The following is a 15,647-nucleotide window of genomic DNA, read 5'->3' as shown; positions in this document are numbered from 1 at the left end:
CGGCGGCCCTCTAGTGGGAGACGACCGGGTTCTCGGAGGTTCCCTCGCGGGCCTGGCGCGCCGAGGCGACATCGTCGACGACGACCACGATATGGCGCACGCTGGAGATCAAGGACCCGTAGAGCGGCCAGGAATCGCCCGGAAGCCCCTGGCCCTGTGACATCTCCGCGGAGAGCGAGCTCAGGTTCTCGTGCAGCGAAGCGACCTCCGCATCCGGGTCGGCGATCGCCCGACCGGCATCACCGACGATCTGCGCCCACTGTCCACGGAACCTGTGGTCCCACTCGCCGTCGGTGTAGGTGGCCTCGCGCAGAGTGCGCGCCAGGTGACGCAGGTGCGAGATGCCCTCGTCGGCGCGTTCCAGGATCTCCTCGTAGCTGGCCTCTTCGGCGTTCCAGCTGCTCACCTTCAGGCTCTGCATGCCCTGGCGGGCCCGCGGGTTGGCGCGGCGAGATTCGCGGGCGAAGCGGACCACAGTCCAGGCCGAGTTCAGCTCCCGGGTCATCGACTCGGTCTCCTGGAACCAGGCCTCGGCCTTGTCGGTGTCCCAGGAATCGGAGAATTCTTCGGAGATGCTCACCAGCACGCTGCCCATGCGCTCGTTGATGCTGTCCACGTACCGGCCGGCCTGTTTGTCCCGCAGCGGCGGAATGATCAGCAGATTCACCAGGAGCCCGGCCGCCACGCCGACGGCGACTTCGAGGATGCGATCATCGAGCAGCGGAGCCTGATCATCGAAGCCGCTGGCCAGCACGAAGATCGCGGTGGTGGCGATCGCGATCCCCTCGTCTCGGATCCAGGAGATCCGGGCGGCGGCCACCCCGACCAGCAGGGCCAGGGCGAAGGTCCACAGGCTGACGCCGAGCAGATGCCCGATCAGGAAGGAGAGTCCGACGCCGATCGTGGAGGCGATGGTGGTCTGCACGCCGCGGGAGAGCGAACGGTGCACCGTGGCGTGGACCGTCAGCAGCGCCGTCCAGGGAGCGAGGAACGCCAGTTCTGATTCCAGCACCGAGCTGGAGACCCACCAGGCGGCGGTGCCCGCGATCACAGTCTTGAGGATCTGCAGCACATCGGTGAGGAACTCGGGCCGCTGCAGCAGGTTCCGGAGCTTGCCGGTGCTGACCTGCGGGGTGGGTCCACGCTCGCGGTTCCTCTGGTCCTGGTCCTGGTCCTGGTCCTGGTGCTGGCTCTGGCTTTGGTGCTGGCTCTGGTGCCGCGCGTCCTCAGACGGTCGGGCCACGGGTCCTCCTCGGGTAGTGATCTGCCTGCGAGGTGACAATATTGTGCCATCGTCGCGGCGGCAACTGCACCGGTGGCCTCAGTCCCCGCCCAGCGGCAGCAGGATTGACGGTTCCGCGTCACCGGTGAGCAGCAGCGGGTTGATGTATTCCCCGTCAAGCCGCACTCCCCAGTGCAGACAGGGCGCCTCGCAGTGGCCCGCGCCGGTCGCGAGGCTCCCCACCGGGTCCCCGGCGCTGACCCGATCCCCGACCTCCAAGACGGTCTCCACGGGTTCGAAGGAGCTGAGGTAGCCGTCGCCGTGGCGGATGGAGAGCACCGGGCGGTCCACCACCACGCCGGCGAAGCTGATCTCACCATCGGCGGGAGCTCTGATGTTCGCTCCACCGGAGAGCGGACCGAGATCCACCCCGCGGTGACCGGCACCCCAGGGAGCGGGTGGCCTGGCAAAGGGGCGCAGCTCATCTGCGACCACCGGCAGCCGCCACAGTGCCGCGGCCGGCGCGGCCCCCGCGGCGGAGGAAACCTCCGCCGAGACTGCCGAGACAGCCGGGAGCCCGCCCAGTCCAAGCAGCAGCGCAACACCCAGTGCAGTGACTTTCGCCCCGGTGATCCCTCGCCCGCCCGCGCCCATGGACCCAGCCTGGAGCACCCCGATCCGGGATCCCCGCCAATCCGCCGATGTGTGGAGCATCCAGGCCGCTGACGGATCCTCGAGGCGGTTGGGGAAAACGCCGTCGAACCGCTAAGCTGAACCCCAGCAGTTGACCTGTGCATGCCGAGGCGTGCCTGGATCAGCTGACTACGCGCAGGAGCTGCCCGAGCGATCGGGGCGTTTCTCATCGGTCCACACCCAGCTGTTCCTTACCTTGGAACAGCCGTGCGGCGAGAACGCGAGACCCCTCCCTCTTCTGCCAGGAGCCCGAGAGAACCGGGCCATTGTCCAACCGAGAAATCCAGCCGGAGCTGCATGAGGCATGTCCTCCATGTTCCAAGCCCGGCATTGAAAGGAAATACCATGCCTGTCGTCACCATGCGCCAGCTGCTCGACTCCGGTGTCCACTTCGGTCACCAGACTCGCCGCTGGAACCCGAAGATGAAGCGCTTCATCTTCACCGAGCGCAACGGTATCTACATCGTTGACCTCCAGCAGTCCCTGACCTACATCGACACTGCTTACGAGTTCGTCAAGCAGACCGTCGCCCACGGCGGCTCCGTCCTCTTCGTCGGCACCAAGAAGCAGGGCCAGGAAGCCATCGCCGAGCAGGCCACCCGCGTCGGTCAGCCCTACGTCAACCACCGCTGGCTCGGCGGCATGCTGACCAACTTCCAGACGGTCTCCAAGCGCGTGCAGCGCATGAAGGAGCTGGAGGAGATCGACTTCGACGACGTCGCAGGCTCCGGTCACACCAAGAAGGAACTGCTGCTGATGCGCCGCGAGCTCACCAAGCTGCAGTCGAACCTCGGTGGTATCCGCAACCTGACCAAGACCCCCTCCGCGGTCTGGATCGTCGATACCAACAAGGAGCACCTGGCGGTCGACGAGGCCAAGAAGCTGGGCATCCCCGTGATCGCCATCCTCGACACCAACTGCGATCCCGATGACGTCCAGTACCCGATCCCGGGCAACGACGACGCCATCCGGTCCGTGGACCTGCTGACCCGCGTGATCGCCGACGCCGTGGCCGATGGCCTCATGGCTCGCGAGAACAAGCGCGGCGGCGGCTCCGGCACTGCTGCCGAGCCGATGGCCGAGTGGGAGCGCGAGCTGCTCGAGCAGCACGCCACTGAGAAGTCTGCCGAGGCTGAGAAGTCCGCCAAGACCGAGCAGGCCGAGGAGCCCGCCAAGTCTGAGCAGGCTGCAGAGGCACCCGCTGCAGAGTCCACCGAAGCTCCCGCTGAAGAAGCCAAGTAGAGAGAGGAACTGCTTTTCTATGGCGAACTACACCGCTGCAGACATCAAGGCCCTGCGTGAGCGCACCGGCGCCGGCATGATGGACGTGAAGAAGGCTCTCGACGAGACCGACGGCGATACCGAGAAGGCCCTCGAGGCCATCCGGATCCGCGGACTCAAGGGTGCCGCCAAGCGCGAGGGCCGCTCCGCCGCTGAGGGCCTGGTCACCGCCAAGGTCGTCAACGGCACCAAGGGTTTCCTGATCGAGATCAACGCCGAGACCGACTTCGTGGCCAAGTCCGCGAAGTTCGTCGCGCTGGCCGACAAGGTCCTGGAGACCGCAGTCGCCCACGACGTGACCACCGTGGAGGCGCTCCTGGAGGCCGACGTCGAGGGCAAGAAGCTCGTCGACTTCGTCACCGAAGAGGGAGCGATCCTCGGCGAGAAGGTCGTCGTGCGTCGCCTTGCCACGGTAGAGGGTGCCTTCGTGGACGCCTACCTGCACAAGACCTCCAAGGACCTTCCGGCTCAGGTCGGCGTGCTCTTCGCCGTCGACGCCGACTCGGATCAGGCCAAGGAGGCTGCCCACGACATCGCGGTGCACGCCGCCGCGCTGTCCCCGCAGTTCCTGACCCGTGACGAGGTCCCCGCGGAGACCGTGGCCGACGAGCGCCGCATCGCCGAGGAGACCGCACGGGCTGAGAACAAGCCCGAGCAGGCGATGACCAAGATCATCGAAGGACGCACCAACGCGTACTTCAAGGACAACGTGCTGGTCGACCAGCCGTTCGCCAAGGACCCCAAGAAGACCGTCACCCAGGTCCTCGAGTCCGCCGGCACGTCCGCCAAGGGTCTGGCTCGCTTCCGCGTCGGAGCCTGAGACTCAAGACAGCTGAGACTCAACGCACCTGAACTGCGAAGCCGCTGACCATTAGACTGGTCGCAGCTCAACAGTTCAGACGTCAAGGGGGTGACCACTTCACACGAGGTGGTCACCCCCTTTTCCGTGCCTGCGCCCGCCCGCACGAGTACGCAACAGCGTCGCGGCAGCGTCCCGCAACCGCAACACCCCGCCCCACGATCCCCTGGAGGACACCCATGACCGCAGAGACACCGACACACCGCCGCCGAGTGCTCCTGAAGCTCTCCGGAGAGGTCTTCGGCGGAGGCGCAGTGGGAGTCGATCCGGCCACGGTCCGCGGGATCGCCGAGCAGATCGCGGCGGTCAAGGGTCAGGTGGAGGTCTCCGTCGTCGTCGGCGGCGGCAACTTCTTCCGCGGCGCCGAGCTCTCCCGGGCCGGCATGGACCGGGCCCGCGCCGACTACATCGGCATGCTGGGCACCGTGATGAACGCGCTGGCGCTGCAGGACTTCCTGGAGCAGGCCGGCCAGCCCACCCGCGTGCAGACCGCCATCACCATGGGCCAGGTCGCCGAGTCCTACATCCCGCTGCGCGCCGTGCGGCACATGGAGAAGGACCGGGTCGTCGTCTTCGGCGCCGGTGCGGGCATGCCCTACTTCTCCACCGACACCGTCTGCGCGCAGCGCGCCCTGGAGACCCGGTCCGACATGGTCCTGATGGCCAAGTCCGGCGTGGACGGGGTCTACACGGCTGACCCGAAGACCAACCCGGACGCGCAGAAGCTGGATCACCTGACCTACGGGGATGCGCTGCGCAAGAACATCCGAGTGATGGACCAGACCGCGATGACCATGTGCAACGACAATGACCTCAACATGCGGGTGTTCGGCATGGAGGGGGAGGGCAACGTGACCCGCGCCCTGCTCGGCGAGGAGATCGGCACGCTGGTCACCCCCTGACCTGGTGCCCCCGACTAGACTGAAGCCCTACTCCATCCGCAACGTCATCCCCTAAGGAGACCCCCGTGATTGATGAGACCCTGGCAGACGCCAAGGAGCAGTTCGAACGAGCAGTCGAGGCCACCTCGGTCGACTTCAGCACCGTGCGCACCGGCCGCGCCAACCCCGCGATCTACTCCCGCGTGCTGGTGGACTACTACGGATCCGCCACACCGCTGCAGCAGCTGGCCTCCTTCGCCACCCCGGACGCCAAGACCATCCTGATCACCCCCTTCGACATCTCCGCGATGCGCGACATCGAGCGGGCGCTCTCGGATTCGGAGATCGGCGCCAACCCCTCCAACGACGGCAAGCAGATCCGGATCACGATCCCGGACCTCACCGAGGAGCGCCGCAAGGAGTACGTGAAGCTGATCAAGTCCAAGGGCGAGGACCACAAGGTCTCGGTGCGCAACACCCGGCGCAAGTCCAAGGAGATCATCGAGAAGGCCATCAAGGACGGCGAGGTCGGCAAGGACGACGGCGAGCGGGGCACCAAAGAGCTCGAGATCCTCACCAAGACCTATGTCGAGAAGATCGACGAGATGAGCAAGCGCAAGGAAGCTGAGCTGCTCGAGGTCTGATGGCGGGAAAAGCTGGGAGGAACCTGCCCGCAGCCATCATCACCGGCATCGTCCTGCTGGTACCCGCACTGCTCGGGATCTTCTTCTTCGAGCTGATGCTGATCTTCGTCTGGACGATCCTGCTCTCGATGGGTGTCTGGGAGGTGGCCCGCGCGCTCGAGACGCGCGTCGCCCCCACCGGACACCAGCTGCGGCTCCCCAAGATCCCGCTGTTCCTCGGCGCCATCTCCATGCCCACCGCCGCCTACTTCGGCGGGGTGGAGGCGCTGACGCTGGCGCTGATGGCCACCGCACTGGCCATCGTCGTCGCGGCCGCCCTGTGGAAGGTCTCCGATCCTGGACGCTCCATCCTGTCCTCGATCTTCGTGGCCAGCTGGGTGCCGTTCATGATGTCCTTCGCGGTGCTGCTGCTGAACCTGGAGCAGGGCGACTGGCGGCTCGTCGTCGTCGTGCTGCTGGTGGTCTCCAATGACACGTTCGGCTATATCTTCGGCGTGTTCTTCGGCAAGCACCCGATGGCGCCGAAGATCAGTCCCAAGAAGTCCTGGGAGGGCTTCGGCGGCTCGCTGCTCGGCGCCACCGGCGTCGGGGTGCTGGCCTCCTGGCTGATCTTCGATGAACCGGTCTACGTCGGTGCGGTGCTCGCGGTCGCCGTGGTCATCGCCTCCACCGCGGGCGACTTCTCCGAGTCGATGGTCAAGCGTGAGCTCGGCATCAAGGACATGTCCCGGCTGCTGCCGGGACACGGCGGCGTGATGGATCGGCTGGATTCCCTGGTCTTCGCGATGCCCACCGCGTTCTTCGTGGTCGTGGCGTTCAACGGCGATGCCGGGGGAGTGCCACTAGGATTATGACCATGGCGAACGAGACGGCACTGTTCACGCTCCTGAATGATCAGGAGCAGGGGTACAACCGCGATGAGGTGGACGAGTTCATGGCACGGGCCCGGGTGGCCTATGACTCCGGGGAGGGCATGGCGCTCTCCCAGATCCGTGACGCGAGCTTCTCCATGACCGGGGGCGGCTACGATCCGGCTGAGGTCGACGGCGCGCTGGACCGGCTCGAGGACGCCTTCGCGAGCGCCGAGCGGGACAAGTACGTCGATGCCCACGGCGAGGACGCCTGGTACGAGATGCTCGCCGAACGCGCCGAGCCGCTGCGCGGGAGGCTCTCCCGCCCGGACGGGAAGCGCTTCCGCGAGCCCGCGCACTCGTCCTCCAACGGCTACCGCAAGGAGCAGGTGGACGAGCTGTGCCGGCAGCTCGAGCAGTACCTCGACGGCGAGAACCCGATGAGCGTGGACGAGGTCCGCACGATCACCTTCACCGGCGCCCACGGCCACAGCGGCTACGACGAGGCCCAGGTGGACGCCTTCCTGGACAAGATGACCGAGATCATGGCCTCCGTCGGCTGACCCTCCCTCCCTTTTCTCGTTGAGGGGCGGATTTTGCGAGTAGTTCATGGGGTTTGTGGCCCTAGATGCTCGGAGAATCCGCCCCTCAACGCGTAGGGGACTAGAGTCCAGCAGTTTTCCCCAGGGCGTGGTGACCCGCCTGCCGTGCACAGACTCGGCCGCTGTCCCCGGTTGAGCCGCAATCGGGTGTGCACTGACTCCCGTGGAGTCACTGAGCACACCTCAAGACGGCCGTCGTCGCCCCGCGATCTTCGTGCCCCCGGAGGGACGACGACGGGCGCGCCTCCAGGCCGGAGGGATGGAGCGACGCGATCTCGAGCATTCCCGGGCGAACGATCTCCTGCGCCAGCTCACCCACGGCGTCTATTCGGGCACGGGGCTGCCGAACGAGCCGGAGGCTGATCCGGTCCGCGCACTGCTGCAGGGACTCACCGAGTCCACCTCGCGTGTGGTCAGCTTCGAGACGGCGGGCCGGCTGTGGGGGCTGATCCCGGGTGAGGTCGGAGCACCGTTGCATATCAGCAGCCCCGCGGGTGGCCCTCGCGTGCAGCGCCCGCACCTGGTGGTGGGACATCGGATCACGGTCCCGGAGCAGTTCGTGCTCGAGCTCGGCGGCATCCGGGTGACCAGCCCGGCCTGGACCTGGTTGGACCTGGCGCTGGAGGGCCCGACGGGTCCCAAGGGCCCTCGGGGCGGTGAGGTGGAGCGTGCCGTGATCCTGGGTGATCAGGTGGTGCGTCGCCCGCGCGGAGAGTATGGCGAGACCGGCAGGGAGCTGGCCAGCATCGCTGAACTCCGTGAAGCGATCCGAGCCCGTGGAAAGACCAGGGGGATCAGGGCTGTGCGGGAGTCGCTGGGGCTGATCCGAGAAGGCGTCGATTCCCCGCAGGAGGCCCGACTGCGGTATTTCATGCACCTCGCAGGCCTGCCGGAGCCGCTGGTGAACCCGGTGGTCCGGCATCCCAGCGGGTTCCCGTGGTTCGAGCCCGATCTGGCGATCGGAGCGTTCCTCGTCGCGATCCAGTACGAGGGTGAGGAGTTCCATTCCACCCCGCACAGCGTGCGCAAGGATGTGCGGCGCAGCGAGGTCACCGAGCAGCTGGGCTGGGTCGAGGTCAGGATCACGGCGGACCATATGGCCGACCAGGGACGCCGCGCCATCCAGCGCATCCAGCGCGCCCTGATCCAACGGGGGTGGCGTCCGGAAAGGCCGACCACACACAGTTGAGGGGCGGATTCTCCGAGCATCTGACGCCGTTCCCGGCCTCAAGTACTCGTAGAATCCGCCCCTCAACGATCAGGCGCGGCTGCTTAGTGCTCTGCGGCCTTCTCGGCGCCCACGCCGGTCAGCGACCGGATCTCCATCTCGGCCTGCTTGGCAGGATCCTCGGAGACCTTCGAGGTCATCGAACCGATCCAGCCCAGCAGGAAGGCCAGTGGGATCGAGACGAGACCTGGGTTGGTCAGCGGGTACAGCGCCAGATCGATCTCCGGGAAGAACGAGGTGTCCCGGCCCCAGACCACGGGGGAGAAGGCGATCAGCAGCAGCGCCGAGCCGAGTCCGCCGTACATGGACCACAGCGCGCCACGGGTGGTGAAGCGCTTCCAGAACAGCGAGTACAGGATCGTGGGCAGGTTCGCCGAGGCGGCGACCGCGAAGGCCAGCGCCACCAGGAATGCCACGTTCTGACCCTGTGCGCCGATGCCGCCGAGGATCGCGAGGATCCCGACCACGATCACGGTCATCTTGGCTGCCTTGACCTCGCCGGCGGAGTCGATCTTGCCCTTCTTGATCACCTGGGCGTAGACGTCGTGGGCGAAGGAGGCCGAGGCCGTGATCGTCAGTCCCGCGACCACCGCAAGGATGGTGGCGAAGGCGACGGCGGCGATGAAGCCCAGCAGGAACGTGCCGCCGAGCTCGTAGGCCAGCAGCGGGGCCGCAGAGTTCTGCCCGCCCGGTGCCGCCAGGATCGTCTCGGTGTCCAGCAGTGCTGCTGCGCCGTAGCCCAGCACCAGGGTGAACAGGTAGAACGCGCCGATCAGGGCGATGGCCACCACGACGGACTTACGTGCGTCCTTGGCGGTCGGGACCGTGTAGAAGCGGATCAGCACGTGTGGCAGGGCGGCGGTGCCCAGCACCAGCGCGATGCCCAGGGACATGAAGTCCAGCTTGGTGAACAGGTCGGCGCCGTACTGCAGGCCCGGCTCGAGCAGAGCTGCCTCACCGGTGTTCTCCACCGCCGAGCCGAGCAGCTCGGAGAAGTTGAAGCCGTAGAGCGCCAGGACCCAGATGGTCATGACGGCGGAGCCCGCGATCAGCAGCGTGGCCTTGATGATCTGGACCCAGGTGGTGCCCTTCATGCCGCCGATGAAGACGTAGAAGATCATCAGGGAGCCGACCACCGCGATGATCAGCGACTGCCCGAGCCCGCTCTCGATGCCGAGCAGCAGCGCGACCAGCGCGCCTGCGCCGGCCATCTGGGCCAGCAGGTAGAACAGGCAGACCGCGAGGGTGGAGATGGCGGCCGCGATCCGGACCGGCTGCTGGCGCAAACGGAAGCTGAGCACGTCGGCCATGGTGAACTTGCCGGTGTTGCGCATCAGCTCGGCCACCAGCAGCAGCGCGATCAGCCAGGCGACCAGGAAGCCGATGGAGTACAGGAATCCGTCGTAGCCGTAGATCGCGATGGCGCCCACGATGCCCAGGAAGGACGCCGCGGAGAGGTAGTCCCCGGCGATGGCGGTGCCGTTCTGCGTGCCGGAGAAGGAGCGCCCGCCGGCGTAGTAGTCCGCGGCGGTGCTGGTGTTCTTCGAGGCACGGATCACGAAGAACAGCGTGACGCCCACGAAGACCAGGAAGATGGAGATGTTCGCCAGCGGGCTGCCGACGTCGGAGCCTGCCTCGGCGGCGGCCGTGGCCAGCGGGGTGAGGCCTGCCTCGATGCTGGATGCGGGGAAAAGGGAGTTCATCAGTGCTTGTCCTCCTCAGGAAGGCCCGCGCCTCGGGCTTCGAGCTCGAGCCGGATCGCCGAGGATTTCGGGTCCATCTTCGAGTTGCTGAACCAGACATAGAGTCCGGTGATCACGAACGTGGTGAGGAACTGCGCGAGTCCCAGCACCAGGCCGAGGTTGATGTTGCCCCAGACCGGGATCGCCATGACGTCCGGAAAGAACGCGGCGGTGATCACGAAGGCGATGTACCAGATGAGGAAGAACGCGGTCATCGGGAAGACGAAGCTCCGGTGCGTCCTGCGAAGCTCCTGGAAGTCTTCGCGCGCCTGCACCTCCTGGTAGTCAACGGGCCCCGCGTTGGGGGCATTGACTTGGGTCATGTCGGCTCCTTCATCAGTAGCGTCGGCCCGCGGTTGTGGGCCTCGGTCACGTGTGTGTATCTCAAGAGTGCAGTGTGATCCGGGTCACGGTCGACCTGAGGGCGCGCTCATGCGATGAGCGGCATCGGATTAGCGACGAGTGGTCGTCCGGACGCTCTCGAGGTCGGAATGGTGAGCTGTGCAACAGATCGCCCCCTGCGCTCATAGGATGAGCACGATGGACTTTCTGACCGAGCTCGCGCCCCTGGTGCTCGCCCTTGCCCTGGTGGTCGGGGTGATCCTGGCCGCCGTCCTGCTCTACCGCACCCACGACGACGCCGGGCCCGCCGGCGCGCGGGAGGCCGTGATCAGTCCGGAGGTGCGGGCGCAGCTGAGTGAGGCGGAGGAGTCGCTGCGGCGCCAACTCGTGGAGGCGGAGCTGCGCTCGCTGCGGGCGCAGATCTCCCCGCATTTCATCTACAACAGCCTCAACGCCATCGCCGCGACGATCCCCACCGATCCTGTCCGAGCGCGGGAGCTGGTGCTCGACTTCGCGGACTTCACCCGCTACAGCCTGCGCGCCGAAGGCGAGTTCACCACGCTGCGCGAGGAGCTGGCCGCCGTCGAGAGCTATGTGCTGCTGGAGAAGGCCCGCTTCGGTGATCGCATTCAGGTGAAGCTGCAGATCGCCCCGGAGGTGCTCGGCGTGCGGATCCCCTTCCTCGCGGTGCAGCCCCTGGTGGAGAACGCGGTGCGCCACGGAATGGATTCCGAGGCCGGCTCCGGCACGGTCTGGCTGCGCGCCGCGGACACCGCGACCCACGCCGAGATCAGCGTGGAGGACGATGGTCAGGGCGCCGATCCTGAAGCGATGCGGCAGGTGCTCCACGGAGAGGCCGGCAACGCCCACATCGGGGTGCGTAACGTGGACCTGCGACTTCGCCAGGCCTACGGCGGAGCCGCCGGGCTGGTGGTGGAGACCGCTCCCGGGGCCGGGATGAAGGTCTCCATGCGGGTCCCGAAGTTCCAGCCCGCCCCGTTCCAGCCCGACCCGTTCCATCGAGAACCGCCCCAACAAGAACCGGCCCAGCCCCAGGAAGGAACCTGATGGAAGCGAATTCGGCTCCGCAGGGACTGAGCGTCCTGGTGGTCGACGACGAGCCGCTGGCGCTGTCGCAGATGAAGTGGATGCTCGACGCCGAGCCCCAGGCCGGCGAGGTCTTCACCGCATCGGATGCACGCAGCGCGGAACAGGTGCTGCAGAGGCAGCGCATCGACGTGGTGCTGCTCGACATCCATATGCCCGGCATGAGCGGCCTGGCGCTGGCCCGCAGGTTGCGAGATCTCCCGGCGGCCGAGCCCCAGGCCGCAGTCGGACCCCAGGTGATCTTCGTGACCGCGGACGCTCATCCCGCGGTGGAGGCGTTCGAGCTCGAGGCCCGGGACTATCTGCTCAAGCCGGTGCGCGCCGAGCGGCTCACCGAGGCACTGCGCCGGGCGACGGCGGCCAGCGAGGCTGCCGCGCAGGATCGCCCCGAACCGGTCAGGGTCTCGGTGCTGCAGGGTGACTCCACGGTGCTGGTCAAGCTGCAGGACATCCGCTGGGTCCAGGCCCATGGTGACTATGCCCGGCTCCACACCCAGGCCGGCACCTATCTGCTGCGCACCCCGCTGGCGGAGCTGGCCGAGGAGTGGCAGGAGCACGGGTTCATCCGGACCCACCGTTCCTCGCTGGTCAACGTCATCCACGTGCAGCGGGTCACCCGTCGGCAGGGACGGATGCTGATCGAGGTTCCGGGTGCCGAGCTCGAGGTCAGTCGGCGGCTGATGCCCCAGGTGCGCGAGCGCCTGGAGGCTGGCCGCTGATGAGCGACACCGACTCAGCCGCGCACCCGGCCGCCGCCGACTCAGCCGCGCACCCGGCTGCCGCGCCGTCGTTCCCGCCGCGGACCGCAGTGCGCGGACCCCAGGCGGAGCCCACCGTGCGCGAGGCGCTGCTGACCCGCAGCCAGGCGGCTGACCACGCACGGACCGCCGGTGCAGACTCCGACCAGCGGGCCCAGGCGGTGCGAGGCCTGATGCGCGCCCAGCTGCGACTCGCGCTGATCCTCGGCGTCGGATTCTTCTGCGCCGTGGTGCTGATCAGCCTGCTGCTGGTGACCACCGGGTTCGGGTCGCTCACGCTCTGGGGTGTGCCGCTGGCCTGGGCCGTGCCCGGCGTCGGGTTCTTCCCTGTGCTGCTGGTCCTGGCCGGGCTTTTCCGCCGGCGTGCTGAGCTCAATGAGCAGCGATGGGCGGAGGTCCTGGGGCTCAGCCTGCAGAGCTCCGTCTCGACGGCAGCCCCGCAGGCAGCCCTGAAGACCACCCCGAATCCCCGTCCCGGATCAGGGGCTCCACGGTGACCGGGGAGCAGATCGCCGTCCTGGCCGCCGTCGCGCTGGTGTGCGCGGTGACCCTGCTGCTGGGCGGTCCTGGCTTCTCGCGCAGCACCGGCGACTTCTTCGTGGCCTCCCGCCGCGTCCCGCCCTGGATGAATGCCTCCGCGATCGCCGGGGAGTTCCTCTCCGCCGCCAGCTTCCTCGGCGTGGCCGGACTGATCCTGGCCCACGGAACCTATGGACTGTGGTTCCCCGTGGGCTACACCGCGGGCTTCCTGATCGTGCTGCTCTTCATGGCCGCCCCGCTGCGCCGCTCCGGGGCCTATACGATCCCAGACTTCGTGGTGCTGCGCTTCCGCTCCGCCATGATGCGGCGAATGACGGTCCTCGTGGTGGTCGCCGCCGGTTGGCTCTACATCGTCCCGCAGCTGCACGGCGCCTCGATCGCGCTCTCGGCCACCGGCGGCGCGCCCGGCTGGGTGGGGCCGCTGCTGGTCGCCCTGGTGGTGCTCTTCGTGGTGCTCACCGGCGGCATGCGGTCGGTGACCCTGGCCCAGGCGGTCCAGTACTGGGTGAAGCTGACCGCGCTGCTGGTGCCCACGGTGTTCATCCTGCTCCAGGTCGGGTTCTGGGAGCGGCTGGAGCTGCCCGAGTTCCACGGCGCCTGGTCTGCCGGGCTGGCCACGCTGGGCGGCACCGGGGACCAGTGGGGGGACTTCTCCCGGAGCCTCTCGGTGCTCGTGGCGCTGATGATGGGCACCCTCGGGCTGCCCCACGTGCTGGTGCGCTTCTACACCAACCCCGACGGCGCCGCCGCCCGCCGCACCACCACATTCCTGCTGGGGCTGCTCGTGCTCTTCTACCTGCTGCCGGTGCTGCTCGGGGTCATCGCCCGGATGGTCTGGGGGACGACGGCGGCGGCGGGCGAGCTGGCGGGCACCGGCGGGCTCAGCCATGACACCGCCATCCTGCGCCTGCCGGCGGCGGTGTTCGACGGCCTGGCCAGCGATCTGCTGACCGCGCTGATCGCCGGGGGAGCCTTCGCGGCCTTCCTCTCGACCACCTCGGGGCTGGTGGTCTCGGTCTCCGGGGTGCTCTCCCAGGAGTTCTTCTCCGGCACGGTGCGTGGGTTCCGGCTCGGCGCGCTGCTGGCGATCACGGTCCCGCTGGTGGTGGGATCGGCGACCTCGGAGCTCGCGCTTGCCGGCGCGGTGGCGATGGTGTTCACCTTCACCGCCTCCGCGCTGGCTCCGGTGATGCTGCTCGGGGTCTGGTGGCGCGGGCTCACCGCCCAGGGCGCGTTCTGGGGGATGGCGGCGGGGGCGGTGAGCTCCTTGGCCGCGCAGGTGCTGGGCCTGAGCCTGGGGGAGGGGCCGGTCCAGGACGGCCCGCTGCAGCTGCTGGTGTCCCCGGCGCTGTGGTGCGTCCCGCTGGCCTTCGCGGTGACCGTGCTGGTGAGCCGGTTCGGAGCTGGACAGCCGCCGAGCCACACCGAAGCCGTGATGGCTCTGCTGCACACCCCGGAGATCGTGGCGGCGCGGCCGAGCCGTTGACCTCAGCCCGCCTCGAGTCCCGCCCGGCGCGCAGCCCGCCTCGAGTCTCGCCCCGTCCCGCCCCGCCCCGCTTCGAGCCCTAGCGGCGCCGCGGCTCGCCGGGGTAGCGCAGTCCGATCTGCGCCCGGATCTCGTCCAGGGTGCCCATGATCCGCACCGAGTCGTCCACGCTGAGCAGCTCCGAGGTGAGCAGCCCGCGAGCCACATAGTCCTGCGCCGCGAGCGCCTGATGCTGCATGCCGACCCCATGGCGGGCGGACTCATAGCGCTCCAACAACGTGCCGTCCGCGGCGCGGTGACTGAAGTCTGCGGAGGTGTACCAGACCCCATCGATGTCGATCCGCCCCTCGGTCCCGACGATATGGGCGGTGTTGGGACCCTTGGCGCGCGATGAGGTCGTCGTCGTCGAGAGCGCCCCGGAGAGGTGGGTCATCACGGTGGCGACCTCGGTGTCCACGCCGGTGGCGCCGAAGTGGGCGGCGGCCTGGATGCTGATCGGTTCACCCAGGATGTCCCAGGCGAAGGAGATCGGGTAGATGCCCAGGTCCAGCAGGGCACCACCGCCCAGGCTCGGCGCATTGATCCGGTGCTCGGGATCGGTGGGCAGCGACTGGGTGTGATCGGCGAAGACCGTGCGGACCTCGCCGATCCCACCGGCCGCGATGATCTCGTGGATCCGGCGGATATGCGGCAGGTACCGGGTCCACATCGCCTCCATGACCAGCAGTCCGTGGCGAGCGGCGATCTCGCGCAGCTCCACGGCCTCGGCACGGTTGAGCGTGAAGGGCTTCTCCACCAGCACATGCTTGCCGGCCTCCAGCGCCATCCCGGCGGTCACGCGGTGCATCGGATGCGGCGTGGCCACGTAGATGATGTCGACCTCGGGGTCGGCCACGAGCGCCTCGTAGGAGCCATGGGCACGCGGGATCCCATAGGTGTCGGCGAAGCGCTGAGCGGACTCCTCGGATCGAGAGCCGACGGCGCGGACGTCGAGTCCGGCGAGCACGGCGTCGGCGGTGAACTGTCCGGCGATGAATCCGGTGGCCAGGATGCCCCAGCGCAGTCCCTTGCGCGGCGGAGTCGGAGCCGGGGCCGCCGGGTCTGTCTCGGGCTGGGCCCCGCCGGGGGCCCCGCCGGGGGACTCGCGGCGGGACTCGCGAGGGGACTCACGGGAGTGGGCTGGGTCGGTGGGGGAGTCTTCCGGGAATGCGGGTGTTGCCTGGCTCACAGTCATGGGGCTGAGAATACACCGAGGAGGGGTTTTCTCGATCCGGTTGATTCGGACAATGGTCCGCACAGCGGAGAAATCCTAGGGTGGCACCCCAGGGCGCCAGGGGTATGTGGACTTTAGTCTATAAAGCGCACCAGGGTCCGCCGGCCCGTTCACCGGCGGACCCACCCTCTGCAGGTC

General features: G+C 68.0%; 16 protein-coding genes. 11 read left to right on the top strand and 5 right to left on the bottom strand.

The genetic code is table 11. The annotated features are described in order from the left end of the window. Positions 1 to 10 precede the first annotated feature (10 nt). Complete coding sequence (locus I2487_RS08305; RefSeq protein ID WP_345941373.1) at positions 11 to 1,243, bottom strand: FUSC family protein; 1,233 nt, start codon at positions 1,241 to 1,243, stop codon at positions 11 to 13. Between the two features lie 78 nt (positions 1,244 to 1,321). After that, positions 1,322 to 1,936 carry a murein hydrolase activator EnvC family protein gene (locus I2487_RS08300; protein WP_255546092.1) on the bottom strand — a complete coding sequence of 205 codons (615 nt, stop codon included), beginning with the start codon at positions 1,934 to 1,936 and terminating at the stop codon, positions 1,322 to 1,324. A 324-nt stretch (positions 1,937 to 2,260) separates the two neighbouring features. Between I2487_RS08300 and rpsB the strand changes: the two genes are divergently transcribed. The 7 genes from rpsB (at position 2,261) to I2487_RS08265 (ending at position 8,222) form a co-directional block, all read left to right on the top strand. Further along, positions 2,261 to 3,157 carry a 30S ribosomal protein S2 gene (gene rpsB, locus I2487_RS08295; RefSeq protein WP_207170754.1) on the top strand — a complete coding sequence of 299 codons (897 nt, stop codon included), beginning with the start codon at positions 2,261 to 2,263 and terminating at the stop codon, positions 3,155 to 3,157. A gap of 19 nt (positions 3,158 to 3,176) precedes the next feature. Continuing rightward, entirely contained in the window at positions 3,177 to 4,016 is an 840-nt protein-coding gene (tsf, locus tag I2487_RS08290) for a translation elongation factor Ts (protein ID WP_207170755.1), read from the top strand. A gap of 218 nt (positions 4,017 to 4,234) precedes the next feature. Continuing rightward, positions 4,235 to 4,957, top strand: a complete 723-nt coding sequence (gene pyrH, locus I2487_RS08285) for a UMP kinase (protein WP_207170756.1) — start codon at positions 4,235 to 4,237, stop codon at positions 4,955 to 4,957. A 65-nt stretch (positions 4,958 to 5,022) separates the two neighbouring features. Continuing rightward, on the top strand, positions 5,023 to 5,580 hold the full coding sequence (gene frr, locus I2487_RS08280) for a ribosome recycling factor (protein ID WP_036474012.1): 558 nt from the start codon (positions 5,023 to 5,025) through the stop codon (positions 5,578 to 5,580). Next, a complete protein-coding gene (locus I2487_RS08275) occupies positions 5,580 to 6,434 on the top strand; it encodes a phosphatidate cytidylyltransferase (RefSeq protein WP_207170757.1) in 855 nt (284 codons plus the stop codon). The genes frr and I2487_RS08275 overlap by 1 nt, the downstream gene beginning before the upstream one ends. Before the next feature lie 2 nt (positions 6,435 to 6,436). Next, positions 6,437 to 6,994 (top strand): DivIVA domain-containing protein, encoded by a 558-nt coding sequence (locus tag I2487_RS08270; protein ID WP_255546089.1) that lies wholly within the window; start codon positions 6,437 to 6,439, stop codon positions 6,992 to 6,994. A gap of 202 nt (positions 6,995 to 7,196) precedes the next feature. Next, a complete protein-coding gene (locus tag I2487_RS08265; protein WP_207170759.1) occupies positions 7,197 to 8,222 on the top strand; it encodes a putative endonuclease domain-containing protein in 1,026 nt (341 codons plus the stop codon). Between the two features lie 83 nt (positions 8,223 to 8,305). On the opposite strand, the gene I2487_RS08260 is transcribed toward I2487_RS08265, so the two are convergent. Further along, the gene (locus tag I2487_RS08260; protein WP_207170760.1) at positions 8,306 to 9,964 is read right to left on the bottom strand and encodes a monocarboxylic acid transporter; all 1,659 of its coding nucleotides are present in this window, start codon (positions 9,962 to 9,964) and stop codon (positions 8,306 to 8,308) included. Beyond that, positions 9,964 to 10,326: a DUF485 domain-containing protein gene (locus I2487_RS08255; RefSeq protein WP_207170761.1), complete on the bottom strand. Its 363-nt coding sequence runs from the start codon at positions 10,324 to 10,326 to the stop codon at positions 9,964 to 9,966. The genes I2487_RS08260 and I2487_RS08255 overlap by 1 nt, the downstream gene beginning before the upstream one ends. Before the next feature lie 217 nt (positions 10,327 to 10,543). Between I2487_RS08255 and I2487_RS08250 the strand changes: the two genes are divergently transcribed. From I2487_RS08250 to I2487_RS08235, 4 genes are read left to right on the top strand one after another with little or no spacing between them, the layout of a single operon-like run. Then, positions 10,544 to 11,413 (top strand): sensor histidine kinase, encoded by an 870-nt coding sequence (locus I2487_RS08250; RefSeq protein ID WP_345941372.1) that lies wholly within the window; start codon positions 10,544 to 10,546, stop codon positions 11,411 to 11,413. Further along, on the top strand, positions 11,413 to 12,171 hold the full coding sequence (locus tag I2487_RS08245; protein WP_207170763.1) for a LytR/AlgR family response regulator transcription factor: 759 nt from the start codon (positions 11,413 to 11,415) through the stop codon (positions 12,169 to 12,171). The genes I2487_RS08250 and I2487_RS08245 overlap by 1 nt, the downstream gene beginning before the upstream one ends. Beyond that, positions 12,171 to 12,707, top strand: coding sequence for a hypothetical protein (locus I2487_RS08240; protein WP_207170764.1), 537 nt, complete (start codon positions 12,171 to 12,173; stop codon positions 12,705 to 12,707). The genes I2487_RS08245 and I2487_RS08240 overlap by 1 nt, the downstream gene beginning before the upstream one ends. Next, positions 12,704 to 14,236 carry a sodium/solute symporter gene (locus I2487_RS08235; RefSeq protein WP_345941371.1) on the top strand — a complete coding sequence of 511 codons (1,533 nt, stop codon included), beginning with the start codon at positions 12,704 to 12,706 and terminating at the stop codon, positions 14,234 to 14,236. Before I2487_RS08240 ends, I2487_RS08235 begins: the two co-directional genes overlap by 4 nt. A 79-nt stretch (positions 14,237 to 14,315) precedes the next feature. Here I2487_RS08235 and I2487_RS08230 read toward each other — a convergent pair whose 3' ends face one another. Further along, positions 14,316 to 15,470 (bottom strand): Gfo/Idh/MocA family protein, encoded by a 1,155-nt coding sequence (locus tag I2487_RS08230; protein WP_207170766.1) that lies wholly within the window; start codon positions 15,468 to 15,470, stop codon positions 14,316 to 14,318. Positions 15,471 to 15,647: the final 177 nt, after the last annotated feature.

Source organism: Nesterenkonia sp. E16_10, from assembly GCF_017347085.1.
GTDB lineage: Bacteria > Actinomycetota > Actinomycetes > Actinomycetales > Micrococcaceae > Nesterenkonia.
This window is presented reverse-complemented; position numbering and strand designations above follow the sequence as displayed.